Source organism: Janthinobacterium sp. ROICE36, from assembly GCF_002869965.1.
In the GTDB taxonomy this organism is placed as follows: domain Bacteria; phylum Pseudomonadota; class Gammaproteobacteria; order Burkholderiales; family Burkholderiaceae_D; genus Janthinobacterium.
The window spans coordinates 15,966-42,134 of the sequence record NZ_PEBS01000037.1 but is presented as its reverse complement, the minus strand read 5'-3'; the positions used below and the strand labels follow the sequence as shown (position 1 = coordinate 42,134).

General features: G+C 64.1%; 23 protein-coding genes and 1 pseudogene. 12 read left to right on the top strand and 12 right to left on the bottom strand.

Annotation, left to right across the window (positions count from 1 at the left end):
• The first annotated feature begins 38 nt into the window (after positions 1–38).
• A complete protein-coding gene (locus CSZ94_RS16060; protein WP_180977501.1) occupies positions 39–305 on the top strand; it encodes a hypothetical protein in 267 nt (88 codons plus the stop codon).
• A gap of 1 nt (position 306) precedes the next feature.
• On the opposite strand, the gene CSZ94_RS16055 is transcribed toward CSZ94_RS16060, so the two are convergent.
• The 5 genes from CSZ94_RS16055 to CSZ94_RS16035 are packed head-to-tail and all read right to left on the bottom strand — an operon-like array spanning position 307 to position 7,041.
• Positions 307–882: a DUF1349 domain-containing protein gene (locus CSZ94_RS16055; RefSeq protein WP_102122418.1), complete on the bottom strand. Its 576-nt coding sequence runs from the start codon at positions 880–882 to the stop codon at positions 307–309.
• Positions 883–906: 24 nt separating this feature from the next.
• Positions 907–2,295: an efflux transporter outer membrane subunit gene (locus tag CSZ94_RS16050; protein WP_102122417.1), complete on the bottom strand. Its 1,389-nt coding sequence runs from the start codon at positions 2,293–2,295 to the stop codon at positions 907–909.
• Complete coding sequence (locus CSZ94_RS16045; protein ID WP_102122416.1) at positions 2,292–5,390, bottom strand: MexW/MexI family multidrug efflux RND transporter permease subunit; 3,099 nt, start codon at positions 5,388–5,390, stop codon at positions 2,292–2,294. Before CSZ94_RS16045 ends, CSZ94_RS16050 begins: the two co-directional genes overlap by 4 nt.
• Before the next feature lie 14 nt (positions 5,391–5,404).
• Positions 5,405–6,505 carry an efflux RND transporter periplasmic adaptor subunit gene (locus CSZ94_RS16040; protein WP_102122415.1) on the bottom strand — a complete coding sequence of 367 codons (1,101 nt, stop codon included), beginning with the start codon at positions 6,503–6,505 and terminating at the stop codon, positions 5,405–5,407.
• Between the two features lie 53 nt (positions 6,506–6,558).
• Complete coding sequence (locus CSZ94_RS16035) at positions 6,559–7,041, bottom strand: DUF2165 family protein (RefSeq protein ID WP_102122414.1); 483 nt, start codon at positions 7,039–7,041, stop codon at positions 6,559–6,561.
• 125 nt (positions 7,042–7,166) lie between these two features.
• Between CSZ94_RS16035 and CSZ94_RS16030 the strand changes: the two genes are divergently transcribed.
• Positions 7,167–7,826 carry a helix-turn-helix transcriptional regulator gene (locus tag CSZ94_RS16030; protein ID WP_102122437.1) on the top strand — a complete coding sequence of 220 codons (660 nt, stop codon included), beginning with the start codon at positions 7,167–7,169 and terminating at the stop codon, positions 7,824–7,826.
• Here the strand turns inward: CSZ94_RS16030 and CSZ94_RS16025 are convergent.
• Positions 7,802–9,094, bottom strand: coding sequence for an MFS transporter (locus CSZ94_RS16025; protein WP_258001023.1), 1,293 nt, complete (start codon positions 9,092–9,094; stop codon positions 7,802–7,804). The genes CSZ94_RS16030 and CSZ94_RS16025 overlap by 25 nt on opposite strands.
• 112 nt (positions 9,095–9,206) lie before the next feature.
• Between CSZ94_RS16025 and CSZ94_RS16020 the strand changes: the two genes are divergently transcribed.
• Positions 9,207–10,106 carry a LysR substrate-binding domain-containing protein gene (locus CSZ94_RS16020; protein WP_102122413.1) on the top strand — a complete coding sequence of 300 codons (900 nt, stop codon included), beginning with the start codon at positions 9,207–9,209 and terminating at the stop codon, positions 10,104–10,106.
• Here CSZ94_RS16020 and CSZ94_RS16015 read toward each other — a convergent pair.
• The 3 genes and pseudogenes from CSZ94_RS16015 to CSZ94_RS28710 form a co-directional block, all read right to left on the bottom strand.
• A complete protein-coding gene (locus tag CSZ94_RS16015) occupies positions 10,103–10,855 on the bottom strand; it encodes an SDR family oxidoreductase (protein ID WP_102122412.1) in 753 nt (250 codons plus the stop codon). The two genes, CSZ94_RS16020 and CSZ94_RS16015, sit on opposite strands and share 4 nt — an antisense overlap.
• 148 nt (positions 10,856–11,003) lie before the next feature.
• On the bottom strand, positions 11,004–11,672 hold the full coding sequence (locus CSZ94_RS28715; RefSeq protein WP_258001022.1) for a class I SAM-dependent methyltransferase: 669 nt from the start codon (positions 11,670–11,672) through the stop codon (positions 11,004–11,006).
• A gap of 170 nt (positions 11,673–11,842) precedes the next feature.
• Positions 11,843–12,043 (bottom strand): annotated as a pseudogene (locus tag CSZ94_RS28710) (methyltransferase family protein); the annotation flags it as partial.
• Positions 12,044–12,184: 141 nt separating this feature from the next.
• On the opposite strand from CSZ94_RS28710, the gene CSZ94_RS16005 reads away from it, so the two are divergent.
• Positions 12,185–12,964, top strand: coding sequence for an AraC family transcriptional regulator (locus tag CSZ94_RS16005; RefSeq protein WP_102122411.1), 780 nt, complete (start codon positions 12,185–12,187; stop codon positions 12,962–12,964).
• A 166-nt stretch (positions 12,965–13,130) separates the two neighbouring features.
• Positions 13,131–13,535, top strand: a complete 405-nt coding sequence (locus tag CSZ94_RS16000; RefSeq protein ID WP_102122410.1) for a VOC family protein — start codon at positions 13,131–13,133, stop codon at positions 13,533–13,535.
• Positions 13,536–13,563: 28 nt separating this feature from the next.
• On the opposite strand, the gene CSZ94_RS15995 is transcribed toward CSZ94_RS16000, so the two are convergent.
• Entirely contained in the window at positions 13,564–16,452 is a 2,889-nt protein-coding gene (locus tag CSZ94_RS15995) for an insulinase family protein (protein ID WP_102122409.1), read from the bottom strand.
• Between the two features lie 298 nt (positions 16,453–16,750).
• Between CSZ94_RS15995 and CSZ94_RS15990 the strand changes: the two genes are divergently transcribed.
• The 5 genes from CSZ94_RS15990 (at position 16,751) to CSZ94_RS15970 (ending at position 21,906) form a co-directional block, all read left to right on the top strand.
• Entirely contained in the window at positions 16,751–18,163 is a 1,413-nt protein-coding gene (locus CSZ94_RS15990; protein WP_102122408.1) for a HAMP domain-containing sensor histidine kinase, read from the top strand.
• Complete coding sequence (locus CSZ94_RS15985) at positions 18,160–18,696, top strand: hypothetical protein (protein ID WP_258001021.1); 537 nt, start codon at positions 18,160–18,162, stop codon at positions 18,694–18,696. Before CSZ94_RS15990 ends, CSZ94_RS15985 begins: the two co-directional genes overlap by 4 nt.
• Entirely contained in the window at positions 18,693–20,060 is a 1,368-nt protein-coding gene (locus CSZ94_RS15980) for a sigma 54-interacting transcriptional regulator (RefSeq protein WP_102122407.1), read from the top strand. The genes CSZ94_RS15985 and CSZ94_RS15980 overlap by 4 nt, the downstream gene beginning before the upstream one ends.
• A gap of 266 nt (positions 20,061–20,326) precedes the next feature.
• On the top strand, positions 20,327–20,689 hold the full coding sequence (locus tag CSZ94_RS15975; RefSeq protein WP_102122406.1) for a BON domain-containing protein: 363 nt from the start codon (positions 20,327–20,329) through the stop codon (positions 20,687–20,689).
• A gap of 203 nt (positions 20,690–20,892) precedes the next feature.
• On the top strand, positions 20,893–21,906 hold the full coding sequence (locus CSZ94_RS15970; protein ID WP_102122405.1) for a bile acid:sodium symporter family protein: 1,014 nt from the start codon (positions 20,893–20,895) through the stop codon (positions 21,904–21,906).
• Positions 21,907–21,908: 2 nt separating this feature from the next.
• Here the strand turns inward: CSZ94_RS15970 and CSZ94_RS15965 are convergent, their stop codons facing one another.
• Positions 21,909–23,333: a UdgX family uracil-DNA binding protein gene (locus tag CSZ94_RS15965; protein WP_102122404.1), complete on the bottom strand. Its 1,425-nt coding sequence runs from the start codon at positions 23,331–23,333 to the stop codon at positions 21,909–21,911.
• The gene (locus tag CSZ94_RS15960; RefSeq protein ID WP_102122403.1) at positions 23,330–24,562 is read right to left on the bottom strand and encodes a putative DNA modification/repair radical SAM protein; all 1,233 of its coding nucleotides are present in this window, start codon (positions 24,560–24,562) and stop codon (positions 23,330–23,332) included. The genes CSZ94_RS15965 and CSZ94_RS15960 overlap by 4 nt, the downstream gene beginning before the upstream one ends.
• A 141-nt stretch (positions 24,563–24,703) precedes the next feature.
• Here CSZ94_RS15960 and modA point away from each other — a divergent pair, with 141 nt between their 5' ends.
• Both modA and modB read left to right on the top strand, forming a co-directional pair.
• The gene (gene modA / locus CSZ94_RS15955; RefSeq protein WP_102122402.1) at positions 24,704–25,480 is read left to right on the top strand and encodes a molybdate ABC transporter substrate-binding protein; all 777 of its coding nucleotides are present in this window, start codon (positions 24,704–24,706) and stop codon (positions 25,478–25,480) included.
• 17 nt (positions 25,481–25,497) lie between these two features.
• The gene (gene modB, locus CSZ94_RS15950; protein ID WP_102122401.1) at positions 25,498–26,169 is read left to right on the top strand and encodes a molybdate ABC transporter permease subunit; all 672 of its coding nucleotides are present in this window, start codon (positions 25,498–25,500) and stop codon (positions 26,167–26,169) included.

Genomic DNA, 26,169 nt, shown 5'->3' with positions numbered 1-26,169 from the left:
GCGCCGAATTGCTGGCGCGTTTCTCGCCCGATTTCACGATGCTGTCACCCGGCGGCAGGCAACTCGATGGCGCTGGCTTAACAAAGTTTTTCCCGGGCGCCGGTGGCAGCCGCCCCGGCCTCGTCATGCGCATCACGGATCTGGTCTTGATCCAGGAAAGCAGCGCCGGCGCCAGCGTGACTTACCGTGAATTTCAGTCGCTGCCAGGCGGCGAAAATCCCGAGCGGCTGTCGACCGTCGTGTATGACACGACACCAGCTGGAACGCTGCTGTGGCGAAATTTACACGAGACGTGGGTCGCTTGATTTAACTCAGGTCATGCAAGTCTTTTTGCTGCGCCGGAGCGATGGAAAACCGGGAAAAAACCACTTCCAGCCCGGCGCGTTCCGGCGTGCAGCACATGGGTCCCACGCGGTAGCTGCTGGCCTCGGGAAACGGCGCCAGGCGCAGCAGCGGCCAGCGCTGTCCATCGGTCGAATACTGCACGCGGATCACTCCTTTTTCTACCGTCACGCGCAGCCAGAAACCCTCGGGCATGGCGGGCGCCATGCTGACGGCCCAATCGGATTTGTCCAAGGTCAATACGCTGCTCAATAACAGCTGGCCATCGGAAAATTCGACGCCGCATTTGAGCCAGTTTTGCTCGTCGATACGCACCATCATGCCGGCCTGGTCGTACAGCGACGCGTATTGCGCCGCCACGTGCAGCTGCGCCGTGAAATCGCCATCGATTGTATTGCCGAAAAAGTGGCCGCTGTCGCGGACAAAACCATACGAGGTCTTGCGCCAGAAATCCGTATTCGCATCCGTCATCACGCGCAATTGCGCGCCGTCGGCGGACCATGTTTCCGGTGGATTGAGCCAGCTGCCTTGCGTGAACATCGCCTCTCCTCTTGATCGAAAATGCTACATAGTGTGCCCCCATCCCAGCGCCTTGTACAGGGCGATCGCATCGATGTAGGATGCCGTTTCCGCCTGCAGCGCTGCGCGCCGTATATCGTACAGCGCGCGCTGGTTTTCCAGCACCGCCTGGTAGCTGCCGGCGCCGCCCTGATAGCGCGTCGTGGCGATGCCGAGCGCCGCGTTGCCGTGGCGCGCCGATTGCAGCAAGGAAGCCAATCGCATCTGGTTTTCCGCCAACTGCGTGACGGCGTTTTCCACCTCTTCCTGCGCGATTAACAGGGCCTGCGCATAGCGCGCCAGCGCACCCTGTGCCTCGGCTTGCGTGCCGCGCAAGCGTGCCCGCACGCTGCCCAGGCGGAAGGCCGGATAGCTGACGGTGGGCGCTACCTCGAAGGCGCGCGCGCCGCCGTCGAACACGCCGCTGCCGCGCAGCGCGAAGAAGCCCAAAAAGCCACCCAGGCTGAGGCGCGGATACAGGTCGGCCGTGGCGGCCCCCACGTCTTCGCTGGAGGCGGCCAGCAAGCGCTCGGCGCGCACCACGTCGGGACGGTGCTGGATCAGCTGGTTCACGTCGCCCAGCGGTAGCTGGCCCGCCAGCGGTGCCTGTTGCCGCGGTGTCGTGGCCAGCGCTATGGCGCCAGGTTGCTGACCGCCCAGCACATCGAGCCGGTACTGCGCCTGGCGCAATCCCGCCTGCAACGGCGGCAATGCTGCCTCACTGCGCGCCAGGTTGGCCAGCGCGTTATGGCGTTCTTCCGGCAAGCCGCTGCCGGCGCGGATGCGCGCATCGATCAATGCCACCGTATCGCGCCAGCTTTGCACCTGCGCCTGCGTCAGCGCCAGGTTGTGCTGGTAGCCCAGCGCCTCGTAGTAATTGCGCGCCACTTCGGCCGCTATCGTCAGCTGCATTTGCCGCAAGTCCGCCTGCGCCGCGTCGGCCCGCGCCTGCGCCGAACGGCTCATGTGCGCCAGGCGGCCGAACAGGTCGATTTCCCATTGCGCATCGAAACCCACGCGCGTGCTGGTGCTGGCGGCGCCGCTGCCCGGGGTATCCTGCTGGACAGTGCGCTGCCATCCGGCCTGGCCCGTGACGGCCGGCAGTTCGTCGAGCCGGCGCTCGTCGAAGATGGCGCGCGCGGCCAGCAGCTTCGCCTGCGCCTGCGCGATATCGAGGTTGTGTTCGAGGGCGCTGGCGATCAGTTGCGACAGGCGCGCATCATCGAAAAACGTCCACCAGGCGGCCTCGCTGACGGCGCCCGTAGCGGGCGCAAATTGCGCTTGCTGGGGACTGGCCAGGTGGACCTCGGGCGTGCCCGGCGTGACGTAGGCGGGGCTGATGGCGCAGCCGGCCAGCACGGGGAAAAGGGCGACAAGATAGTGGTAGTTTTTCATAAGGATTCCTTCAGCGCCTGCGACAGGTCGCGCGCGCGCGGCGTGGCATGGTCGGCCGTGTGGCGGCGGGCCAAAAAGGTATACACGGTGGGCAGCACGAACAGGGTAAAGAAGGTGCCGATCAACATGCCCGAGACGATCACCACGCCCAGGCCGAAACGGCTGTTGGCGCCGGCGCCGGAAGCGAACAGCAGCGGCACCAGGCCCACCACCATGGCGGCCGTCGTCATCAAAATCGGGCGCAAACGGATCTGCGCCGCCTTGCGGATGGCGCTGATGCGGTCCAGCCCTTCATGCACCTGCAATTCATTGGCAAATTCCACCATCAAGATGCCGTGTTTGCTGATCAAGCCGATCAGGGTCACGAGGCCGATCTGCGTGTAGATATTGACGGTGGCGTAACCGAGCGCCAGGGGAATCAGGGCGCCGCAAATCGACAGGGGCACCGTGATCAGGATGATCAAGGGGTCTGTCAGGCTTTCATACTGCGCCGCCAGCACCAGGTAAATCACGATGATGGCCGCGAGGAAGGCAAGCAGCAGGGCATTGCCTTCCGTGGCGAACTGGCGCGCATCGGATTGCCAGTCGTAGCTGAAGCCGGGCGGCAGCGTTTTTGCCACGCCATCGAGGAAGGCCACGGCGTCGCCCAGAGTCACGCCCGGCGCCGGCACGCCCTGGAAGGTGGCCGCATTTTGCTGGTTGAATTGCGTCAGCATGTTCGGCTCGATCTGCTCCGTCACAGAGACGACGGCGGACAGGGGCAGCAGGCTGCCATCGTCGGCGCGCACGTACTGCTGCGTCAGGGCTTGCGCCGTCAATCGCTGCTCGCGCGGGCTTTGCGCGATGACGTCATACGCGCGGCCATCCATGCCGAAGCGGTTCAAATAATTCTCGCCCACCAGCACGGCCAGCGATACACCGATGTCCTGCATCTGGATACCCAGGCTGTTCGCCTTGGAGCGGTCCACGCGCACCTTCACCACGGGGTTGTTGTAATCGAGGTCGCTGTCGACGACGGCAAACAGGCCGCTATCGCGTGCGCGCTGCTTGACGTCTTCCATGGTGCGGAACAGGGTGGCGTAATCCTGCGCACTGCGCAAGACCAGCTGCACGGGCAAGCCGCCGCTCGATCCGGGCAGGGGCGCCAACTGGAAGGCGAAGATGCTGGTGCCTTCCACGTCGCCCACGGCATGCTGCAATTCGGCCTGGATGACGGCCGCATTGCGCGCGCGTTCGGCCCACGGCGTCAGGTTGATGCCGCCGATGCTCGATGCCGGGCCTTCGCCGCCATTGATGATCCAGCGCGACGCCGTTTCGGGGATATTTTTGTAGATGTCATCGAGCTTGTATGAAAAACGTTCGACGTAATCGAGGTTGGCGTGTTGCGGCGCCTTGATCGCCGTCAAGACGCTGGCCTGGTCTTCCGCCGGCGCCAGTTCGCGCTGCGGCAGCAGGTACAAAAACGGCAAACTCACCATCACCAGGGCGGCGAAACCGGCGCTCAGCCAGCGGTGGTGCAGGGAGCGGTCCAGCAGGCGCGCATAGCGCGTGGTCAAGCCTTCGAAGAAATACTCGGCGGCGCGCGCCATGCGCCCTTCCGCCTGTTTCGGCTGCAGCAGCAAGGAGCTCATCACGGGCGACAGGGTCAGCGCCACCACGCCCGACACCACCACGGCGCCGGCCAGGGTCAGGGCGAATTCCTTGAACAGCGCGCCCGTCAGCCCTCCCATCATGCCGATCGGTGCGTACACGGCCGCCAGCGTGATCGTCATGGCGATCACGGGGCCGGCCACTTCGCGCGCGCCCACCAGGGCGGCCTCCACGGGCGTCTTGCCTTCCTCGATATGCCGGTGCACGTTTTCCACCACCACGATGGCGTCATCGACCACCAGGCCCACAGCCAGTACCATCGCCAGCAAGGTCAATAAATTGATGCTGAAACCGAAGGCCAGCATCAGCGCCGCCGCGCCCAGCATCGACAACGGGATCGTCACCACGGGAATCAGCACCGAGCGCAAGGAACCCATGCACAGATAGATGACGATGACGACGATCAGCAGCGCTTCGAGCAAGGTATGCGCCACTTCGTCGATGGAGGACTGGATGAAGCGCGCCGTCTCGAACGCCAGCTCGACTTTCACGCCGGGTGGCAGGGTTTTCTGGATCTCGGGCAGCAGCTTCTTGATGCCGTCGACGATCACCAGCGGGTTGCCGCCCGGCGTGGGCGACAGGCCCAAGTACACGGCCGGCACGCCGTCCATGATGCCGCTCGTCTCCGTCGCGGCCGCGCCCAGTTCCACCGTGCCCACGTCTTTCAAGCGCACGAGGGCAGCGCTATCCTTTGCATCGCCGCCCTTCTTGATGACCATGTCGCGAAACTCCGCCACGCTGGTCAGATCCGTATTGACGCTGATGTTAGAGACGACGAACTGCCCCTTCACTTTGCCGGGCGCCGCCTGGTAGTTATTGCGCCGCACGGCATCGGCCACGTCGGCCGCCGTCATGCCGCGCGCCGCCAGCTTGGCCGGGTCTATCCACAAACGCATGGCCAGCTGCTGGCCGCCATATACGTCGACCTTTGCCACGCCGTCGATGGTGGCGAACATCGGCTGCACCACGCGGGCCAGGTAGTCCGTCAGCGCGGGTGCCGACACGCTCTCGCTGGCAAAGCCCACATAGGCGACGGCCGAGGAATCGCCGGCCGCGCGCTCGATGACGGGGTCAAAAGCGCCTTCGGGAAGCTTGTAGCGCACCTGGTTGACCTTGGCCATCACTTCCGTCAAGGCCTGCGTGGAATCGCGGTTCAGTTCCATGCGTACGGTGACTGTGCTGCTGCCCTGCACGGACGACGAGGTCAGGTAATCGATGCCTTCCACCGACGACACGGCTTGCGCGATGGGCTGCGTCACAAAACCCTGCATCAGTTCCGCCGAGGCGCCCGGATACGTGGTCGTCACCGTGATGGTGGACGATTCGAGCATCGGGTATTGGCGGATCGGCAGCTGCTTGATGGCGATCACTCCCAGCATCAAAATCAGGGTGCTGATCACCAGCGCCAGCACGGGGCGGCGTACAAATAGATCGGTAAATTTCATGGTGGCGTGCTCCTTTACGAACCGGCCTTGGGCGCGGCGCGCTTGGCCTCGTCCAGGGTGTTGGCCACCGCTTGCACGGCCATGCCGTCGGCCAGTTTCAGCTGGCCCGAAGCGACCACGCGCTGGCCCTCGCGCAAGCCCTTGACGATTTCCACGCGGCCCCCTGCCCGCTCGCCCAGGGTCACGCCCACGCGCTTGACGGTGAGTGGCTGTTTTCCCTCCTGCTGCGCGACGAAGACCGTGTCGCCATACGCGCTGTAGGTCACGGCCGTTTCCGGTACCGTCAGCTGCTGGCCTGCTTCGCGCGCCACGCGCACGTTGGCGTACATGCCTGCCTTCAGGGCGCTGTGGGGATTGGCGAGCGCCGCCTGTACCTGCACCATGCGTGAACGGGCGATCAGCGGGTCGATGGCGTTGATCTTTGCCGTGAAGACGTCGCCGGGATAGGCGTCCACCAGCACTTGCACGGCCTGGCCCGGCGCCAGTGTCGCGCTGCTCTGTTCATCGAGGGCGAAGTTCACCAGCAAGGACTTCGTGTCGATCAGGCTGACCACCGTGTCGGCCGCGTTCAGGTACTGGCCCGCATGCACCTTGCGGATGCCCAGCTGTCCGGCGAACGGCGCGCGGATGGTCTTTTGCGCGATCAGCGCTTGCGTCTGGCGCACATCGCCCAGCGCCGCATCGCGCGCGGCCAAGGCGCTATCGGATTGCTCCTGCGTGGCGGCCTTGTCCCTGACCATCTGCGCTGTGCGGGCATGGCTGCTTTCCGCGTTTTTCAGCTGCGCGCGCTGGCGCAGCAGCATTGCCTGTTCCGGCGCGTCATTGAGTTGCACGAGGATGGCGCCGGCCGCCACGGTTTGCCCCGATGCAAAGTGGATCTGCGTGATGCGCCCGCCCGTTTCGGCGGCCACTTGCACCTGGCGCGCCGCTTCCAGTTCGCCCACGCCCGTGAAATAGCGTTCCTGCGTGCCCAGCACGACGGGCACCAGCGCCACCTTGGTGGCGGGAGTGGCAGCGGCATCGGCCGCATGCGAGTCGGCGCGGGGGTACAGCGCGGCACCGGCGATGGCCAGGGTGAGGGCCAGCGCGGAGGCGCCGACGAGTTTCGTATGCATGATGAAGTCCTTTACAGCAGTACAAAGGGAAGAAGAGGCGCAGCGGAGGCTGATCAGGTCCGCTGCGCGTTGAAGAGAAAGAACAAGCCCAGGGTCCACAGCAGCAGCACCACGTGCGTCGTCTGCAAGCCTTCCTGCGCGATCCAGTAGCCGAACCACAGGCCGCCCAGGTGCATCAGCAGCAAAAAGGCGGCCATGGCGCACAGGGCCAGGTTCAGCCACGGCAAGGCAGTGGCCGGGCCGCCGCCGACAAACAGCGCCACGCCCGTCCAGGCGGCGATGGCGGCCAGCAGTTGCAACACCAGCACCACGCCCAGCGACAGCCGGTGCAGGGTCAGTGACGTGAGGGCGCGGCGCAGCAGCGGTGTCTGGATGGTGGGGTCCTGGCGCAGCGGGTCCATGCGCATGGTGTTGCCGATGGCCCAGACGGCGCCGTGGAAGGCATGCAAGTTGTTGATGGCGGCCAGGCTGAGCCAGATGGCCAGGCCGGTGGCGAGAATGGCGTGAAACAAGCAGATGGAGTGAGACAGTTGCATGGGAAAATCCTGTCAAAAGAGTACCTTGCCGGCATGCGGACGTGGAAACTCCTCGACAGCGGGAAGCTAGCGCCCTATTATGCAAGCTATTAGTTGGTTAACTGGCCCCATGATAGTTGAGCGAAATGAATTACACAAGTAAACGTTTGGATAATAGCGAAGCGCCGCAAACGACGGAGCGCATCCTGTATTTCATCAAGACCAAGGGACCCGTCTCCACGGCCACCCTGGCCAAGACCCTGGACATGACGGGCGAGGCGGCGCGCCAGCAAGTGCAAAAGCTGGTGGCGGCTGGCTTGATCGAGGGGCGCCAGGAAGCGCAGGCGGGCGCCGGGCGGCCGCGCCAGAACTGGGTCTTGACGGAGGCGGGCAATGCGCGCTTTCCCGATACGCATGCGCAGCTGACGATCAAGCTGATCGGCTCGGTGCGTCAGTTGTTCGGCGAAGCGGGACTGGATAAATTGATCACCCAGCGCGAAGAGGAAAGCCGCAGCGCCTATGCGCTGGCGTGCTCGGCGCCGGACTTGCCCACGCGTTTGCAGCAGCTGGCCACCGTGCGCGATGAAGAGGGCTATATGGCGCGCGTGGAAGCCGATGGCAAGGACTGGCTGCTGATCGAAGACCATTGCCCCATCTGCGCCGCCGCGCGCACTTGCCAGGGCTTTTGCCGTTCCGAACTGCAGCTGTTCCAGGAAGTGGTGGGGCCAGGCGCGACCATCGTGCGCGAACAGCATTTGCTGACGAACGCCATGCGGTGTATTTATCGCATTTCGCCGTTGCCCTGATTCCTGGGAAACAACGGCCAGGTGCCCAGCGCCACCAGCCCTGCCAGCCACCACACGACGGGCCAGCTGCTGGCCGCCAGCAGGTGCGGGATGGCCATCGGCGTGAGGAACAGCCCCACGTAGACGGCCGTGTTCGCCATGCCCAGGGCCGTGCCCGCGTTGGCGCCGCCCGCTTCCGTGGCCAGTTCCGTGTAGGCCACGCCATGCCAGGCGGACACGGCAATGCCGGCAGCCACCACGGCGGCCATCAGTAGCCAGCCGGGCGCGTCCGCCCAGGCGATGCATCCCAACAAGACGAATGCAGCCAGCGCCACCAGGGCCGAGCCGCGCAGGTAAGCGGGCCGGTTGGCGTGGCGGTCCGTGTGGCGTCCGCTCCAGATGCGCATCACCATGGCGCCGGCCTGCAGGGTCACCATCACGGCCGTGATGGCGGTCAGGCCCTGGTGGCCATGGTCGTGCAGGAACACGGTGGCGTAGCTGAGTACGGCAAACTGGGGCACGCACAGCAGGCCGATGGCGGCCACCATGCGCCAGACTTTGCGATTCTTTAGTGGTGGTGGCGGCGTGGTCCAGGACAGGCCCATGGAGGCCTTGTGCGGCCCCTTGGCAGCCTCGGCAGAGAAATCGGGCTCATGCATCCAGCGCCACGTAAAAAACGCCGACAGGCCGCATACGAGGGCCAGGGCACCAAACACGGGCATGAAGCCATAGGACGATGCCAGGCTGGGCAGGATGAGGGCACCGAGACCGCCACCGAGCGGTACGGCCGTCTGGCGGATGCTCATGGCGAAACCCCGTTCGTCCGGGCCGAACCAGCGCATCACGGCGCGGCCGCTGGCGCCATTCACGCTGCCGCCCAGCACGCCCACCAGCGCCAGCCCGGCCGCCAGCGCCCATAAGGGCGGCACGGCGCCATCCTGCGGCGTGATCCACAGCAGCAGGGCCAGCAAGGCCAGCATGGTGCCCAGCAAGCCGCTCAGCAGTACGGGACGGTCGCCCCATCGGTCGGTGGCCATGCCCCATGGCAATTCGGTCAGGGCCACGCCCAGACCCATGGCGCCCAGCGCCACCCCCAGTTGCATATTGCTCAGGTGATAGCCGCTGCGCAGCCAGATGGCCGTGGTGGGCATGCCGTTGGCGGCGGCGGAAAAGCTGGCATTGGCCGCCACGCCGACGGCCAGCACTTTCCAGCGGTGGGCATCGCCCGGCGCGGGCGCAGTGACGGGAACAGGAACAGGAAAAGGAACGGCAGGGCAGCTGGTGCTCATGGCATGGACAGAAAAGTGGTTGACCCTGACAGTGTTGCGCGTTACGATCATTCTGAATATCAGATAATTTTCGCCATACCATCCCATAAAACAGGACGATTATCGTCGCGCCATGCGTTTGCTGAATTTCGACATCGCCTTCTTGCGCAGCTATGTGGCTGGCATCGAGCTGGGCAGCTTTGCCCGCGCGGCCGACAAGGTGGGCCGCTCCACCTCGGCCGTCAGCGCGCAGCTGAAAAAACTCGAGGAGCAGGCGGGCATGCCCCTGTTCCGCAAGGATGGCCGGGGGCTGGCGCTGACGCCAGGCGGCGAAGTGCTGCTCGGCTATGCGCGCCGCTTGCTGGAACTCAATGACGAGGCGGCCGTCGCCATGCGCGGGGCGGAACTGGAAGGCTGGATCAGGCTGGGCTTGCAGGAGGATTTTGGCGAAGCCTTGCTGCCCGATGTGCTGGGGCGCTTTGCCCGCGCGCACCCGAAAGTGCGCATCGAGGCGCATGTGGCGCGCAACACGGCCTTGATGCAAGGCCTGGCCATGGGCCAGCTGGACCTGGCCCTGCTGTGGGGCGGCGCCTGCATCGCCGACGTGGCCGAGTATCCGCCGCAGCAGCGCCAGCATATTGCCGAACCGGCCATGCGCTGGATCGCTTCGTCCAGCCTGGCCTGGCGCCCCGAATCTGGCGAACCGCTGCCGCTCATTACGTTCGACCGCGATTGCCTGTTCCAGCGCTGCGCCACGCAGGCGCTCGATAGGGCAGGCATCGCCTGGCGCACGGCGTTTACCAGCCCCAGCCTGGCGGGACTGTGGGCGGCGGCCGCCGCCGGGCTGGGCGTGACGGTACGCACCAGCCTGGGCTTGCCCTCTTCCGTGCGCGCGCTCGATCATGTGGACGCGGGCTTGCCCGCCCTGCCCCCGTTGTCGCTGGAACTGATGCGTGCCTCCAGCGTGTCCCGGCCGCCCGTCGAGCGCTTGGCCGGCCTGATCATCGAGTCGCTGCAGCAAGGTGCGGCTTAAAACTCCTGCACCGTGGGACGCAGCACGATTTCATTGATGCTCACCTCGTCCGGTTGCCCGATCGCATACGCCACGGCGCGTGCCACCGCGTCGGCGGGGATGGCTTGCTTGTAAAACTCTTTCAAGCCGGCCGCGCTTTCCGCGTGGCTGCTGCCGCCCGTCAGTTCCGTGTCGATGGCGCCCGGCAAGATGGTGGTGGTGCGGATGGTGCCGCCGCTGGCGGCCAGTTCATGGCGCAAGCCTTCCGAGATGGCGCTGACGGCAAACTTCGTACCGCTATAAACGGTGCCGCCCGGACTGAAGACTTTTTGTCCCGCCACCGACGAGATGTTAATGAAATGGCCGCTGTTTTGCGCCTGGAAATGGGGCAGGACGGCGGCGATGCCATTCAACACGCCTTTGATGTTGATATCGATCATATGGTTCCACTCGTCGACCTTCAAGGCGCTCATCGGCGCGATGGCCATCAGTCCCGCGTTGTTGATCAGCACGTCGACCTTGCCGAATACGGCCAGGGCCGTGTCGATCAGATTCTTGACCTCGGCAGGCACCGTGACGTCGGTATCGGCGATGGCGGCCTGGCCGCCGGCGGCCGTGATTTCCTCGGCGATGGTGTTGAGCAAATCCATGCGCCGCGCACCGAGCACGACGCAAGCGCCCAATGCGGCCAGATGACGCGCGGTGGCTTCGCCCAGGCCGCTGCTGGCACCGATGATGACGACGACTTTCCCTGCAATATATTGACTCATGATGGATTCCCTGTAGAGGCAGCGGAGTGCTGCGATGACATCGATCTATGCTGGCGAGCCACGTCAGGCAGCGGCCACGCTGCAGGTACAGCTTAGCGTATTTGTGCTGCCATCTGCTATAAAAAAGATAATTACTAAATGGTAATTGTTAGGTACGCGCAATCAGCACTTGCACGGGCGCCATGGGAAAATCGCTGGCCTTGTATTGCTCCACTTGCTGCCAGCCCGTGTCGCGCAGCAACTGCGCCAATGCCCCCTGCCGTGTCACCGTGCGGCCCAGCATGCGCATCGGCAAGTAATACGGCAGCACGCGTGCCGCGTCGCCTGCTGCCGCAGCGATTTCCGCTTGGACGCAGACCAGCACGCCACCGGGTTTCAGGGCCGCATGCATCTTGCGCAGGGCGCCCGCCATGTCGGGCACGAAGTGCAGTACGGAGGAGCACCAGATGAGGTCGTAAGCGCTGCCGATATCGTCGCTGGCCAGATCGCCGCCCAAAGTCTCCAGCCGCTCGGAAAGTTGCGCATGGGCGATGTTCGCGGCAGCCACGGCCACCGTTTCCGGCCAGTCGAAAACGCAGCCGTGCAAACCCGTATGGGCTTGCGCCAGCGCAATGGCAACCCAGCCGGGGCCGCCGCCCACGTCGAGCAGGCGCAGCGGCGTAGCGCCTGCCGCAAACGGGGCGATGCGCTGCATCACGGACAGGGCCGCGCGCATCGTGACGGCGCGCTGCTCCTGGCCGATTTGCTGTTGCGCTGCGGCGGCCCAGTTGACGCCATTCGCCGTGGTGTACGGCGCCGCTTTGCCGCCGTCGCGCACGATGCTGGGTAACTGGGTAACTGGGTGGCGAAATGGCGCAGCGCATGCAGCCGGTACAGCCAGGCGTCGCCGCAAAAGGCCATGGAGTCGCGGCAGAAATACTGCAGGGTGGCGGCCGTGCAGCGGTAACGCTGTGTCTCGTCATCGGCCTCGTTGCGCTCCAGCACTTCCATGCTCCAGAGTAACTCCAGCAGCAGGGCCGTGTGCGGCGCATGCAGCGACAGCGCTTCGGCCAGCTGCGCCGGCGTGTGTGGCGTGGACAGTAGCTCGAAAATGCCCAGTTCCAGGGCGGCGGCCAGCCCGTCCGCCTGCACGGGCGCGATGGCCAGGTCCCAATAGGGTTGCAAAGGGTGTTGCGAAGTGAACGGCATGGTGCTTCCTTTCGGCGTAGTGGGCATCGAGGTGTGCCTGTGCGCTATTTTATGCAACAATGAGAATAATTATCATTTGCATTTGTATGCGACACGGCGCATTTCGTATGCGCGACGGCGCGCGGGAAAACAGGAGGAGCGATGAGGGAACAGGACAGGGAAGCGGCGGGCTGGGTGCGGCGCCAGCTGGACCCCGGCATGGGCGCGTGTCGCGCCGACCGGAGGCAGGTCGAGCAAGGCTTGCTGCTCGTGCATTCCGATTACCGGCCGCGGCTTGCGCTCGTCGAGCCATCGAGGCATGACGATGCGGGCGGCCTGGTGATCACCATCGGCCTGGAAGGCGCGTCCGGCTACGCCACGCGCGATGGCGAGCAATTGTGTTTCCGCAGTGGTCATACGACGGTGACGGCCTTTCGCCACACCAGTGGCGAGCGCCGTTTCGAGGCTGGCCAGCGGGCGGCGCAATTGCGCGTGCTGGTCGACGAAGACGCGCTGGTGCGCTACTGGCCGGAAGGCTTGACTTGCTTGCTGCCCAACGGTGGCGCGCGCCAGCTGGCGCATGCGGCCACCACGGCGGCAAGCGCCCTGCAGGCGCGTTCCCTGCTGCGCGCGACGGACCCGCTGGCCGTGCATATCGGCGTGCTCAGCTTGCTGGCGGAACAGTTGCGGGGACTGCGGCCTGTGTCCGCGCCTGTGCCGCGCTGGTCCGAGGCCGAGATGATCAAACTGGAGCGCGCACATGCGCTGATGCAGGAGCAGATGGCGCAAGACCTCACGCTCGACTACCTGTGCGCGCAAGTGGGGCTGAGTTTGTTCAAGTTCAAGCAGGGGTGGCGCTACCGCTACAACGACAGCCCGCAGCGCACTCTGCTGGCGCTGCGCATGCAGCGGGCAAAGTTGCTGCTGGAAAATGGTTGCTAAGTGGCGCAAGCCGGCTGGCAAACGGGCTACCGCCACCCGGCCAATTTCAGTGTCGCATTCAGTCGCTATTTCGGCTACGCGCCGAAGACCGTGGCGCGTGCGTAGCGCTGAAAAGCCGGTGTAGAATCGGCGGGCAGCATTTTTCATCTCACCTCAAGGAGACATGATGGCCCGCAAAATCTTTGTCAATCTTCCCGTGCAGTCGCTCGAGCGTTCCGTGACGTTCTTCACGGCGCTGGGCTTCAGTTTCAATGCCCATTTCACGGATGAAACGGCGACGTGCATGATCGTCGCCGACGATATTTTCGTCATGCTATTGACGCACGACAAATTCAAGCAATTCACGCCCAAGCAGTTGTGCGATACCAAGGTGGCGACGGAAGTGCTCGTGTGTTTGTCGGCAGAAAGCCGTGGCGAAGTCGATGATCTGGTGGCGAAGGCCGTCCAGGCGGGCGGCAGCATTTACAAGGAGCCCATCGATTTCGGCTTCATGTATGGCCACAGTTTCCAGGATCTGGATGGGCATCAATGGGAATTGATGTTCATGGAGCCTAATTCAATACCGCAATAGTTGCGGTATTGAATCCGGTACAGTGCTCTTAGCTGGCCAGCGCCAATAAATCAACCACTTCCAGGCCCGCCAGGTCTTGCGTCGTGTTGCCCGCAAACGCGGCGCGGCTTTGCTGGCCGTTTTTCAGCCAGGTGCGCGTGACGTCCTTGATCTGGCTCAAGGTGCAATTGAGCACGCCGGTGCGGAATTGCTGGCGCACGGCTTCCGTCGTGCCACGCTGCTGCATATTCCACGCCGTCAGCGCTTCCGCATACGGCGAATGGGGCTTGTCGAGGCCCTTGATGACGCAGATGATGGCTTCTTCCACTTGCTCTTGCGAAAAATCGCCGTCGAGGATTTGATCCAGGGTCGTGCCGAAGTCGGCAAACGTGCCGGCCAGTCGCGGATCGCGGTAGGAGCTCAGGGTAAACGTGCCGGCGCCGGCCGCGTAGCTGGCGCTGCCGCCATACGCGCCGCCTTTTTCGCGCAGGGCCGTATGCAGCACCTGGTTGGTCATCAGTTCGGCGGCCACAGCCAGGGCGGCAGCGTCCGGATTGTGCACGCCAGGCACGGCCCAGGAAACGAAGCAATGGTTGATCTGGCTCGTCGCATGCAGGGCCGTGTTGGCCAGCGGCAAGGCCGCCGGTGCTGGCACTTGCGCTGGCACTTCCGTTGCCGTAGGGACAGCGTTGTCGACGCTGGCCGCCGGCAGTTCCAGCAAACGGGCCAGGGCGATGCCATCCTGCTCCAGGCCCGCGCACAGCACGGTTGGCGCCTGGGCGATGATGTGGGCGTGCAGGGTGTCGAGTTCGCGCGCGATTTCCTGCAAGCCTGCCGAGGTCTTGCTCAGTTGCTGCAAACGGCGGTAGAACGGCAGCGCTGCCGGGCCGCCGACGATGTCGTCGAAGCGGCGCGTGGGCGACAGGGGCGCTGCCGAGGCGAGCATGGCATAGCGGTTGCCCGATTCGGCCAGGCTGCTCAATTTGTCCTGCACCAGGCTTTCGATCAGGAAAGCCAGGCGCTCTTCTTCATCGAAGCGGGGCTTGGCGATCCAGGCCGACAGCACGGCGGCAATCGCCGCGTGTTCTTCGCGCAAGCCGCTGGCCGAGAACGAGAGTTCCACGCGCATCGCTTGTTGCGGGCGGGGAATCGCTTCCAGGCCGATGTGGAACGAGGGCACCATGCTCTGGCGCCAGGCGCTGGCGTCGTCGAACGACATGTCGCCCACGCCCAGTTCCGGCGCCAGGTCCGTGTACAAACGCAACCAGGGCCACGACGCTTCCGGCAAGCTCGACACGTCGTACAGCACGTTGGCATAGCTGATGCCGTTCGAGGCGATGGAAAACGCCACGGCGCCGTCGACGGCCGGTGGAATCGGCAGTGCCGGGCGCGGTGCGGCGCTGACGTCGCCGGGGCGGATGCGCGGCAAGACTTCCGAATTCGATGGCAGTTGCTGATGCGCTTCCAGCGCGGCGGACTCGGCCACGATGTGTTCGCGTTCGGCATCCGTCAGGCTCGCTTGCAGGGTGGCCAGCCTGGCGTCTTCCTGTGCGGCGCGGTCTGTAAAGTAGGCGCTGTCGGGCACCACATGGGTGGTCAAACGGCTTGGATTGGCGATCAGCTCGCGCACCAGTTGCTTGAAGAATTCCGGGTCTTCGATTTGCTGTTCCAGGGTTTCCAGGATGGCCGCATTGTCGAAGGCATCCATCACGTCGCCGCCATACATGGCCAGCGGCAAGGCGTGCAGCAAGCGGCCCAGGCCGTAAGGCATGCGGCCGCTGCTGATTTCGCGCTGGCTGTATTTGATATCGCGCAAGGCCGCGTGCAGCACGGCGGCCGGGATGCCTTCTTCCGCCGTCTCTTCCAGCGCGCTCCAGATGCGCTGGTGCGCATCGGCGATCTGTTCCTGGGTCAAACCTTCCATGCCGATGTGGAATACCATCTGGCGGATGCCCGCGTCGCGGCCATTCATGTCCGATGGGCGGCCATAGCCAGCCGACTCCATGGCGCGCATGACGGGCGCCGACGATTCGCCCAGCAAGCCGTGCGACAGCAGATGCGCGTGGTAGTAGGCGATGGGGTCGCTCGACTCGCCCATCAGCCAGGCGAATTGCAGGCCGAATTCATCGTCGCGCGCTTCCTGCGACGGAATTTTCACCACGTTTTCCTGCGGCGCCGTCCACGCGGGCGCCAGCTGGGGCAAGCGCCGTTCGGAGAAACCGCTGAGCTTGGACAGCACGCGTTCGGCCACTTGTTCCTGCACGGCCGACGCTTCGATATTGCCGGCTGTCATGATGACGGCTTGCGAAGGATGGTAATGGCTGGCGTGGAATTCTTTCAGCATGGCATGCGTCAATTCCGGGATCACCAGCGGATCGCCACCCGATTCCACTTCATACGTCGTGCCCTTGAGCAAGGCGCTGGCGATGCCGCTGTCGAGCGCGCGCATGGGGCTGTTGAAAGCGCCCTTCATTTCATTGAAGACGATGCCCTGGTACACCAACTTGTCGCCTTCGAACGCATGGCGCCAGCCTTCCTGGCGGAAGTTCAGATAATCGAGGTTGGGGAAGAAGGCCGCATCGAGGTAGACGTCGAGCAGGTTGAAGAAATCCTTGCGGTCGGTGCTGGCGAACGGGTACACGGTGCGGTCCGGATAGGTCATCGCATTCATGAAGGTGGCCGTGGAGCGACGCAGCATCGAGAAGAAGGGGTCGCGCACCGGGTAGCGCGATGAGCCGCACAGGGCCAGATGCTCGAGGATGTGGGCGCGCCCGTCGCTCACCTCAGGCACAGTGGGAAAGGCCACCAGGAACACCATCTCAGCCTGCTCGGTATGCATGTGGATATGGCGCATGCCCGTTGCTGGCTCGACATATTGCTCGATGGTTGCCTGCAAGACTGGAATAAAGTTGCTGCTGACTTTTTCAAATGTGCTCATGCGGTATGGGATCTCTTCGGTAGGTGAAACGGATAGTCGGTGGGGCTGCATCACACATGGGGGCAAAGCGGCGCAATGCCAGGGCGGGTGCCAGGGCGGGGTGTCACTTTGACGCCTGCGTCAAGTTTTCCCCTATTGTACTAGGAGTATTCGCGCGCCGCCGCCGGTGCCTTGCTGGCGGCCGCAAAAGCGACAGTGTTGCAAAATTGATCATTTCCGGGTGGCTGGCGTCTCCGAATGTAAGCTTAGCGTACCATGCGCCTTTTCCCCCTTGCTGACTGAACCGAAGGCACTTACCTTGTCCAGACTGTCCTTTCGCCAACTGCTATTTGCCGCCTTCATTTTGACGACGGGCATTTTGACGGCCACGTCCGTGCAAGCCCTGCTGACCCTGGAGCACCTGGCGCGCCTGGGGCGCGAGACGGCGGCGCAGGCGATTACCCTGACGGAACAGTCGCAGCGTTTGTCCGAGCGCACCCTGGCCATGGAGCGCAGTGCGCGCCAGTTCCTCGTGCTCGATGATCGCGTGTTCCGCGAGCGCTACGCGGCGGCCCGCGCCGAGGCCACGGCGGCGTTGCAAGTGTTGAACCGCGCCACGCCCGAGTTCGCGCCCCAGCTGGCCGACGAGTGGATGGTGCAAGCGCAAGCGGCGTGGGAAGTGTTGCAAGCGGGAAAACGTCGCAAGCGCGATGGCCACGCCGTTGTGTACCGCGCGTTTGCCCGTATGACGCAGATCAATGACAGCCTGGCGCGCGAGAACAAGACGGAAATCGGCAGCCGCAACGACGCCCTGCTGGCCGAGCTGGAGCGCCAGCGCCGGGTGCTGGGCGTGCTGGTGGGCGGCGCCGTGCTGCTGGCGGCCGTGCTGGCCAGCTGCTTCGGCTTCTTGCTGTCGCGTCCGCTGCGCCGCATCGAGACGGCCATCGGGCGCCTGGGCGAGAAGCGCTATGACCAGCCCATCGTCGTCGGCGGCCCGGCCGACACGCGCCGCCTGGGCCAGCAGCTCGATTGGCTGCGCCAGCGCCTGGCAGACCTCGACGCGGACAAGGAACGCTTTTTGCGCCACATCTCGCACGAACTGAAGACGCCGCTGGCGGCCCTGCGCGAAGGCGTGGCCTTGCTGGAAGACGAGGTGGCCGGCAAGCTCAGCGACGGCCAGCGCGAAATCGCCGGCATCCTGCAGCAAAACACGGCCTCCCTGCAAAACCAGATCGAAGACTTGCTGCGCTACAATACTGCCGCTTTTGACGCCCAGCACCTGGCGCACAGCAAGGTCGATTTGCTGGTCTTGCTGCAAGATGTGGTGGCCGGGCAGCGCTTGCAATGGCTGGCGCGCCGCCTGACCGTCGAGGTGCAGGGCGTATCCCTGATCGTGCAGGCCGACCGCGACAAGCTGGCCACGGTGCTGGCGAATCTGCTGTCGAATGCCGTGCGCTTCAGCCCGGAAGGCGGCAGCGTGCGGTTTGGCTTGTCTTGCGAAGGCGGCCGCGTGCGCATCGACTGCATCGACGAAGGCACCGGCGTGGCGCCCGAGGATGTCGCGCGCATCTTCGAGCCGTTTTACCAGGGCGTGCGCCAGGCGGCCGGCGCGCGCAACGGCAATGGCATCGGCCTGTCCATCGTGCGCGAATATATCGCTGCCCACGATGGCAGCGTCACTCTTTTACCGCGCCAGGCTGGCGCGCACTTTCGGATAGAACTGCCCTTATGATGACGAGAATTTCCCTGGCCGGCATGGCCGCCTGCGCGCTGCTGTTGGGCGCTTGCGCCGCCAAGCCCCCCACCCAGACGCCCGTGCTGGTGCAAACGCCGCCGCGCGTGGTGGTGGTGGCTGATCCCCAGCTGACCGAACTGCTGGCGTATCAAAGCGCCTTGCGCCTGATGACGCCGTCGGAACTGGTGAAAGCGCAGCTGGACCTGGCGAAGGCCGACCACGCGTCGCACAACACGATACGCCGCGCCATGCTGCAAGCCACCTTGCGCGGTGCCGGCGACCTGGCCCGCGCGCAAGCCTTGCTGGAGCCGCTGGTCACGGCCAAAGATGCGCAACTGTTGGCGCCGCTGGCGCAATTGCTCAGCAGCCAGTACGGTGAGCTGCGCCGCCAGGAAGAGAGTATCGACAAGCTCAACTCGCAGCTGCGCGACACCCAGCGCCGCATCGACTTGCTCAATGAAAAACTCGAGGCGCTGAAAAACATCGAGCGCAGCTTGTCCGTGCGCCCGGCCGCAGGAGCGCCAAAATGAGCGAGCACGCCCACATTTTATTGGTCGACGACGACCCCGACCTGCTGCGCCTGCTGACCATCCGCTTGAAAGCGGGCAATTATCGGGTCACGGCCGTGGGCAGCGCGGAAGCGGCGCTGGCCCGCCTGGCCGTGGAATTGCCGGCCTTGGTCATTACTGACGTGCAATTGCCGGGCCGCGATGGCCTGGCCCTGTTCGATGAAATCCGCCGCCAGCATGCAGCTCTGCCCGTCATTTTGCTGACGGCGCACGGCACCATCCCCGACGCCGTCGAGGCGACGGCGCGCGGTGCCTTTGCCTATCTGACGAAACCGTTCGACGGCAAGCTCCTCATGGAAAAGGTGGCGTACGCCATCAACCTGTCTACCGTCATGCCGACACCGGCCTCCGGCGACGAAAGCTGGCGTGCCGAGCTGATCAGCCGCAGTGCGCAGATGGCCGAACTGCTGGCCGAAGCCAAGCTGGTGGCCGGTTCCGACGCCAGCATCTTGATACGCGGTCCCAGCGGCACGGGCAAGGAATTGCTGGCGCGCGCCCTGCACAATGCCAGCCGCCGCGCCAAGGCGCCGTTCATCGCCGTCAATTGCGGCGCCATTCCCGAGCAACTGCTGGAATCGGAACTGTTCGGTCACGTTAAGGGCTCGTTTACGGGCGCCGTCGGCAACCGCGAAGGCCTGTTCCTGGCGGCCGATGGCGGCACCCTGTTTTTAGATGAGATCGGTGACATGCCCCTGCCGCTGCAAGTCAAACTGCTGCGCGTGCTGCAGGAGCGGGCCGTGCGCCCCGTGGGTGCCGACCAGACGCGTCCGGTCGATGTGCGGCTCCTGTCCGCCACGCACCGCGACCTGGACGTGGCCATGGCGGAAGGGCAATTTCGCGAAGACCTGTATTACCGTCTGAACGTGGTGACCCTGACCCTGCCGCCGCTGGCCGAGCGTCGTGAAGATATCTCCCTGCTGGCAAACCATTTCCTGCAGAAACTGGCGGCCAAGTACCAGAAGCCCCTGAACGGCTTCGCCCCCGACGCCCTCACGGCGCTGGTGGCCGCGCCGTGGCCCGGCAATGTGCGCCAGCTGGTCAATGTGGTCGAGCAAGTGTGCGCGCTGGCCACGGCGCCGTTGGTGCCCCTGAGCCTGGTGCAGCGTGCGCTGCGCGTGCCGTCGCTGGAAGCGCTCAGCTACAACGAAGCCAAGCAGCGTTTCGAGCGCGACTACCTGATTCAATTGCTGCGCCTGACGGACGGCAACGTGGCCGACGCGGCCCGCCTGGCCGACCGCAACCGCACGGAGTTTTACCGTTTATTACAGAAATACGAGCTGACGCCGGCCCTGTTCCGGCTTGACGGCGACCCTGTCGCTGAATAGCGACAAAAATAAAGCCTGAGTAATCAAAGGCTTACGGAGAAATATTGATTACCTTGCCACAAGCTGTCGTCGTCAGGCGACAAAAAGCCCCGATTTTCGGGGCAGATCCGGCTGAAATGGGCTGGAAAAATTGAGTGTGACGCTAAGTCATTGATTTTGAATGCAATTTAAAAGCTGGCACGGTGCTTGCTGTATGGGTAGATGTGACGCTTCAAAGTGTTGCTTTATCCAAGTAAGAAGCTTTTAACTCATTGAGAGGAACTACCATGCAAACATCGAAACTGTTCAATACCCTGGTCGCCGCTATCGTACTGTCGGGCGCCTCGATCACCGCTTCGCATGCAGCTGACTCCGCACCAAAAGCACAAGCTCCTGCTGACACCGTCGTGGCCGCCAACGCCGCCGCTGCCGTCCCTGATGAAACCATCACTTCCTCGGCCAAGGCTGCCCTGAGCGCCGATGCGCAAGCCGCTGCCCTGCCAGTCAAGGTAGCAACCCAGCAAGGTATCGTCGTCCTGTCGGGCGATGTACCGAGCGCCGAAGCGGGTGACCGCGTCGTGCAGATCGTCGCTTCCGTGAGCGGCGTGAAAGAAATCAAGAACGAGCTGAAAGTCAAAGCCGCCGGTTAAACGCCCTCGCGCTGTACTTTACTCCGGGTTGCCCTGTCTGCGGACAGGGCATTTTTTTTGTGCCATTGTGTCCACAAGCCACGCCTGCTGACAGGCAGGTAGGCAAGCAATAAGGTTAGAATAGCTAGCACTGGCGCCGTTTCCGGCGCTTTTTGTCATCCATGGCGCAGTGTTGCAAGGCTGGGCCGCTACCAGGCTACCGCATGTCTTCTTTTTCCCCCGCCGCCCTGCTGCGCAATCTGAAACCCGATAATTTCACCATCGCCCTGCTCGTCACCGTGGCGCTGGCCAGTTTCCTGCCTTGCACGGGCACGACGGCCGTGGTCTTCGGCAACATCACCACCGTCGCCATCGGCGCCCTGTTTTTCTTGCATGGCGCCAAGTTGTCGCGCGAAGCCGTGGTGGCCGGCGTCATGCACTGGCGCCTGCATTTACTGGTGCTGGCCAGCACGTTCATTTTGTTTCCCCTGCTGGGCCTGGCCCTGCGGCCGCTGGCGTTGACGTTTCTCACGCCCGAGCTGTACGTGGGCATCTTGTTCCTGTGCGCCTTGCCATCGACCGTGCAGTCGTCGATCGCGCTGACGGCCATGGCGCGCGGCAATGTACCGGCGGCCATTTGCAGCGCCTCGGCCTCGAATTTCATCGGCATTTTTCTTGCGCCCATCCTGGTCGGCTTGCTGGTGGCGAAAGGCGGGGCAAGCAAGTCGTCGGTGGACGCCGTGCTGTCCATCGTCATGCAGCTGCTGCTGCCGTTTTTGGCCGGCCAGTTTCTGCGCCGCTGGATCGGCCGCTGGGTCGACCGCCATAAAGCCACCCTGAAATACGTCGACCAGGGTTCGATCTTGCTGGTGGTCTACACGGCCTTCAGCGAAGCCGTCAGCGAAGGCCTGTGGCATACGATTTCGGTGGAAACGCTGGTGGCGCTGGGCCTGTTCAGCATCTTGCTGCTGGCGCTGGTCCTGGGCCTGATGACGTTCATCAGCCGCCGCCTGGGTTTTAACAAGGAAGACGAGATTGCCATCGTCTTTTGCGGTTCGAAGAAAAGCCTGGCCAGCGGCGTACCAATGGCCAAGGTGCTGTTTGCCACCCACTCGCTGGGCATGGTGATTTTGCCGCTGATGCTGTTCCACCAGATTCAATTGATGATTTGCGCCGTGATTGCGCAGCGCTATGCGCGGCGGGATGAGGAGCTGGAAGTGCCGGCGACGACGCGATAATGCTAGTCCTGCAATAGCGTCAACGCCTGCCGCAAGCCCTCGACGATCACGCGATACGCCTGCCGCCGGCTCGCCTCATCGGGCGCGCGCAGCACATATGACGGGTGATACACGGTGACCACCCAGCGTCCATCGTTTTGCGCCGGCGTGCCGAGCAGCGGCGTCATGCTCGCCGCGCCATCCTGCATTATTGATTTCAATGCCGTGCTGCCCAGCGCCACGATCACCTGTGGTTGGACCCGCTCGATCTCTTCTTCCAGCCAGCCATGGCAGGCGAGGATTTCACGCTGCGCGGGCGTCTTGTGCAGGCGGCGCTTGCCGCGTGGTTCCCACTTGAAATGCTTGACGGCGTTGGTCAGGTAAATACGGTCGCGCGCCATGCCCGCTTCCTGCATGGCCTGGTCCAGCAGCGCACCGGCCGGGCCCACAAACGGCAGGCCCGCCAGGTCTTCCTGGTCGCCCGGTTGCTCGCCGACGAGCATGATGCGGGCGGTTTGCGGGCCCACTCCGGGCACGGCTTGCGTGGCGTGCTGCCACAATTCGCAACGGCGGCACTGGTCCAGCGTCGTGGGCGCGTCGCGCGCGGGCTGGGCGCGCTCGGCCGAAATCGGAATCATGGCCGCGCCGCTGCGCTGGCCGACAGTGGCCGTCTGGCCCGTGCGCCGTTCGCCGTTGGCGGCGCCGCTGAGCATGGCCGGCACGATGGCGCCTTCCGGCAAATTTTTCCAGAAGCGCGAGGGGATATGGCTGCGCAGCAAGTCGACGTTCAGGCGCGCGGGATTGAAGATGCTGCGGTAGTAGGTCAGCCACAGGGCTTCACCCGCATCGTCGATATCGGCCGCGCCGCGCAGCAGGGCCGGTCCCGCGTGCAAGGTGGCGCCATCCCACAGCATGCTGGCTTCGGGCGTGGCGATCATCCAGCTGATGGCGCCCATGCGGCGGGCGAAGTGGCGCGCCACTTGCGGCAGCACGTCGTGCGTGGGTTCGAACCAGGCCACGAAGCGGGGCGCGCCCTCGGCTTCGCTGCGTTCGCGGAAGCGCACATACGCGTGCATGTCGTGCTCTTCGCGGCGCACGGCCTTGGCCATGGTGTGCAGGCGCGCACCGTCCGCGTCGGCAGGCGACATCACGTCGTGCTGGCCCAGCTGCCAGCGCCACAGTACCTGATACAGGAAGGCCCAGCGATCCGGGGCGTTGAAACAGGCGGCGCTTTCCAGCAATTCCACCAGGGGACGGGGTAGGCGCAGCAGTGGTGCGCTGGTATCCGTGGCATCTAGCATGGAAGAAAACAGGTCGCCATCACCGGTTTGCGACTGCCAGGCAACGTCCGCAGGTGGCACGCCGCGCGCGATCAGTTCGCGCGCGGCCGCGCGCCACTCGTCGAACGACTGCGCCAAGCGGACGACTTGCTTATTGACATCTTTCATGCCGCCTGCAGTTCGGGCCATAAATTCATTTGTTGCGGCGCTTCCGTCATGGCCCGGCGCAGGTGTTCGGAAGCCGTGGTGTCGCGCGCGGGAAAGTAGTCGGCCGTGATGATGAATGGCGAAATTTTCTTCATGCTGCAGCGCAGGCGCGACAGGTCGGCGTAGCGCACTTGCCGCAGCTGGCGCAGGTCGACGATGCGCTGGGCGTTGCGCAGGCCGATGCCGGGCACGCGGGCGATCATGTGCTGCGCTGCACGGTTCAAGTCCAGCGGAAAATATTCGCGGTGCGCCAGCGCCCAGGCCAGCTTGGGATCGATATCGAGCGCCAGATTGCCGCCCGTGGCGGGCAGCAGTTCGCTGGCTTGGAAACCATAGCTGCGCAGCAAAAAGTCCGCCTGATATAAGCGGTGTTCGCGCAGCATGGGCGGTGGTGCCAGCGGCACGCTTTTCGGGCTGTCGGGGATAGGGCTGAAGGCCGAGTAGTACACGCGCTTGAGCTTGTAGCTGCCGTACAGGGTCTCGGCCGTGGAGAGAATCTGCTGGTCGTCGCTGGCGTCGGCGCCGACGATCATTTGCGTGCTTTGCCCGGCCGGCGCGAAGCGTGGCGAGCGCGGTTCTTGCGCTTTCTCATCGAGCTTGCGGCGGATGGCGCCCATGGCCAGCTTGATCGTATGCACGCTTTTTTCCGGCGCCAGCTTTTGCACGCTGTCTTGCGTCGGCAGTTCGATATTGACGCTGAGCCGGTCGGCATAGCGGCCCGCCTGCGCGACCAAGGCAGGATCGGCGTCGGGGATGGTTTTCAGGTGGATATAGCCGCGGAACTGGTGCACCTCGCGCAACTCGCGCGCCACTTGCACCAACTGCTCCATCGTGTAGTCAGCCGACTGGATGATGCCGGAACTGAGGAACAGACCGTCGATATAGTTGCGCAGGTAAAAGTCGGCCGTCAGTTTGACCACTTCGGCCACCGTAAACCGCGCGCGCGGCACGTTAGAACTACGGCGGTTGACGCAGTACTGGCAATCGTAGAGGCAGTAATTGGTCAGCAGTACTTTCAGCAGCGAAACGCAGCGCCCGTCCGGCGTGTAGCTGTGGCAAATGCCCAAGCCGGAGGTGGCGCCAAAGCCATCCTTGCCGATGGAATCGCGTTTGGGCGCGCCACTGCTGGCACAGGACGCGTCGTACTTGGCCGCATCGGCCAGGATTTCCAGCTTGTCCGTCAATTCCATGGCTCACCTCGATATACTGTGTTTATATACAGTATATCAGGGAATGCAGCTTGTGCTGGCTTGACTTGAGCCATGGCATGACGCTATATATGAGTGTATATTACGCTCCTTGTTCACCGTTCACTTTACAAGGATACGATCATGCGCCTCACCTCCCTTGCCCGCCTGCTTGGCAACGCCCTGCTCGCCACTGCCGCCACCTCTGCCTTTGCCGGCGAAGTAGTGGTGTCGGCCGCGGCCAGCCTGACGAATGCGTTCAAGGATGCGGCGCAAAGCTATGAGGCGCAGTATCCGGGCAGCAAGGTGTCCTTGAACTTCGCCGCCTCGGGCGTGCTGCTGCAGCAGATCGTCAAGGGTGCGCCCGTGGACGTGTTTGCCTCGGCCGACCAGGAAACCATGGATGCGGCGCAAAAGCAGGGCCTGGTGCTGCCGGCCGACCGCATGGACTTCGTCGGCAACAGCCTGGTGCTGATCGTGCCGCACGATAGCAAGCTGGGCATCAAGAGCTTGAGCGACCTGACGCACAAGGGCGTGACCCGCGTGGCCATCGCCAACCCGGCCAGCGTGCCCGTTGGCCGCTATTCGGAAGGCGCGCTGAAAAAGGCGAATTTGTGGGAGGCCGTGCAAGCTAAGGCCATCGGCACGCAGAACGTGCGCCAGTCGCTCGACTATGTGGCGCGCGGCGAAGTCGATGCGGGCTTCGTCTACGCTACCGACGCGGCCATCATGAAGGACAAAGTCAACGTCGTGCTGGACGTGCCTTTGGCCTCGCCCGTGCTGTACCCGATCGCCACCATCAAGGGCAGCAGCAATGCCGCCGAAGCGAAGCGCTTCGTCAGCTACCTGCAGACGGCGCCGGCGCAAGCCATCCTCGCCCGCTATGGATTCAAGCAAGCTGACGGTTTCAAGAAGCCATAATTTAGGCACGCGCCCGCATGGATATCGCCTGGACCGCGCTGGCCCTGTCGCTCAAAGTTGCGGCCTGGGCCACGGCGCTCAATTTGCTGCTCGGCATCGGTACGGGCTATCTGCTGGCGCGCACGCGTTTTCCCGGGCGCGAGCTGCTCGACGCCCTGTTGACCCTGCCGATGGTGATGCCACCCACCGTGCTCGGCTATTACCTGCTGGTGCTGCTGGGGCGGCGCGGCACCTTGGGCATCTGGCTGCAAGACAACTTCGGCATCAACCTCATCTTTACCTGGCAGGGCGCCGTGATCGCCTCCACGGTGGTGGCCTTTCCCCTCGTTTTCAAGCCGGCGCGCGCCGCCTTCGAGGCGGTCGATGGCCAGCTGGAGCAGGCGGCCCGCGTGCTGGGCATCTCGGAAATGGCGACTTTCTTCCGCGTGACCTTGCCGCTGGCCTGGCGCGGCATCCTCGCGGGCGTGCTGCTGGGTTTTGTGCGCGCGCTGGGCGAGTTTGGCGCCACGCTGATGGTGGCCGGCAGCATTCCCGGCAAGACGCAGACCTTGTCAGTGGCCGTGTATGAAGCCGTGCAGGCGGGCCAGGACGACGTGGCCAATACGCTGGTCGTGATTATCTCCCTGGTCTGCATCGTGGTGCTGCTGTCGGCTGGCCGCCTGGCGCCCGGGCGCATCGCGCACAAATGA

Excerpts from the sequence above, each read along its gene's own strand:
- CSZ94_RS16060 (WP_180977501.1), top strand. The coding sequence starts at position 39 with ATGCTGTCACCCGGCGGCAGGCAACTCGATGGCGCTGGCTTAACAAAG.
- CSZ94_RS16055 (WP_102122418.1), bottom strand. The coding sequence starts at position 882 with ATGTTCACGCAAGGCAGCTGGCTCAATCCACCGGAAACATGGTCCGCC.
- CSZ94_RS16050 (WP_102122417.1), bottom strand. The coding sequence starts at position 2,295 with ATGAAAAACTACCACTATCTTGTCGCCCTTTTCCCCGTGCTGGCCGGC.
- CSZ94_RS16045 (WP_102122416.1), bottom strand. The coding sequence starts at position 5,390 with ATGAAATTTACCGATCTATTTGTACGCCGCCCCGTGCTGGCGCTGGTG.
- CSZ94_RS16040 (WP_102122415.1), bottom strand. The coding sequence starts at position 6,505 with ATGCATACGAAACTCGTCGGCGCCTCCGCGCTGGCCCTCACCCTGGCC.
- CSZ94_RS16035 (WP_102122414.1), bottom strand. The coding sequence starts at position 7,041 with ATGCAACTGTCTCACTCCATCTGCTTGTTTCACGCCATTCTCGCCACC.
- CSZ94_RS16030 (WP_102122437.1), top strand. The coding sequence starts at position 7,167 with ATGAATTACACAAGTAAACGTTTGGATAATAGCGAAGCGCCGCAAACG.
- CSZ94_RS16025 (WP_258001023.1), bottom strand. The coding sequence starts at position 9,094 with ATGAGCACCAGCTGCCCTGCCGTTCCTTTTCCTGTTCCTGTTCCCGTC.
- CSZ94_RS16020 (WP_102122413.1), top strand. The coding sequence starts at position 9,207 with ATGCGTTTGCTGAATTTCGACATCGCCTTCTTGCGCAGCTATGTGGCT.
- CSZ94_RS16015 (WP_102122412.1), bottom strand. The coding sequence starts at position 10,855 with ATGAGTCAATATATTGCAGGGAAAGTCGTCGTCATCATCGGTGCCAGC.
- CSZ94_RS16005 (WP_102122411.1), top strand. The coding sequence starts at position 12,185 with ATGAGGGAACAGGACAGGGAAGCGGCGGGCTGGGTGCGGCGCCAGCTG.
- CSZ94_RS16000 (WP_102122410.1), top strand. The coding sequence starts at position 13,131 with ATGGCCCGCAAAATCTTTGTCAATCTTCCCGTGCAGTCGCTCGAGCGT.
- CSZ94_RS15995 (WP_102122409.1), bottom strand. The coding sequence starts at position 16,452 with ATGAGCACATTTGAAAAAGTCAGCAGCAACTTTATTCCAGTCTTGCAG.
- CSZ94_RS15985 (WP_258001021.1), top strand. The coding sequence starts at position 18,160 with ATGATGACGAGAATTTCCCTGGCCGGCATGGCCGCCTGCGCGCTGCTG.
- CSZ94_RS15980 (WP_102122407.1), top strand. The coding sequence starts at position 18,693 with ATGAGCGAGCACGCCCACATTTTATTGGTCGACGACGACCCCGACCTG.
- CSZ94_RS15975 (WP_102122406.1), top strand. The coding sequence starts at position 20,327 with ATGCAAACATCGAAACTGTTCAATACCCTGGTCGCCGCTATCGTACTG.
- CSZ94_RS15970 (WP_102122405.1), top strand. The coding sequence starts at position 20,893 with ATGTCTTCTTTTTCCCCCGCCGCCCTGCTGCGCAATCTGAAACCCGAT.
- CSZ94_RS15965 (WP_102122404.1), bottom strand. The coding sequence starts at position 23,333 with ATGAAAGATGTCAATAAGCAAGTCGTCCGCTTGGCGCAGTCGTTCGAC.
- CSZ94_RS15960 (WP_102122403.1), bottom strand. The coding sequence starts at position 24,562 with ATGGAATTGACGGACAAGCTGGAAATCCTGGCCGATGCGGCCAAGTAC.
- modA (WP_102122402.1), top strand. The coding sequence starts at position 24,704 with ATGCGCCTCACCTCCCTTGCCCGCCTGCTTGGCAACGCCCTGCTCGCC.
- modB (WP_102122401.1), top strand. The coding sequence starts at position 25,498 with ATGGATATCGCCTGGACCGCGCTGGCCCTGTCGCTCAAAGTTGCGGCC.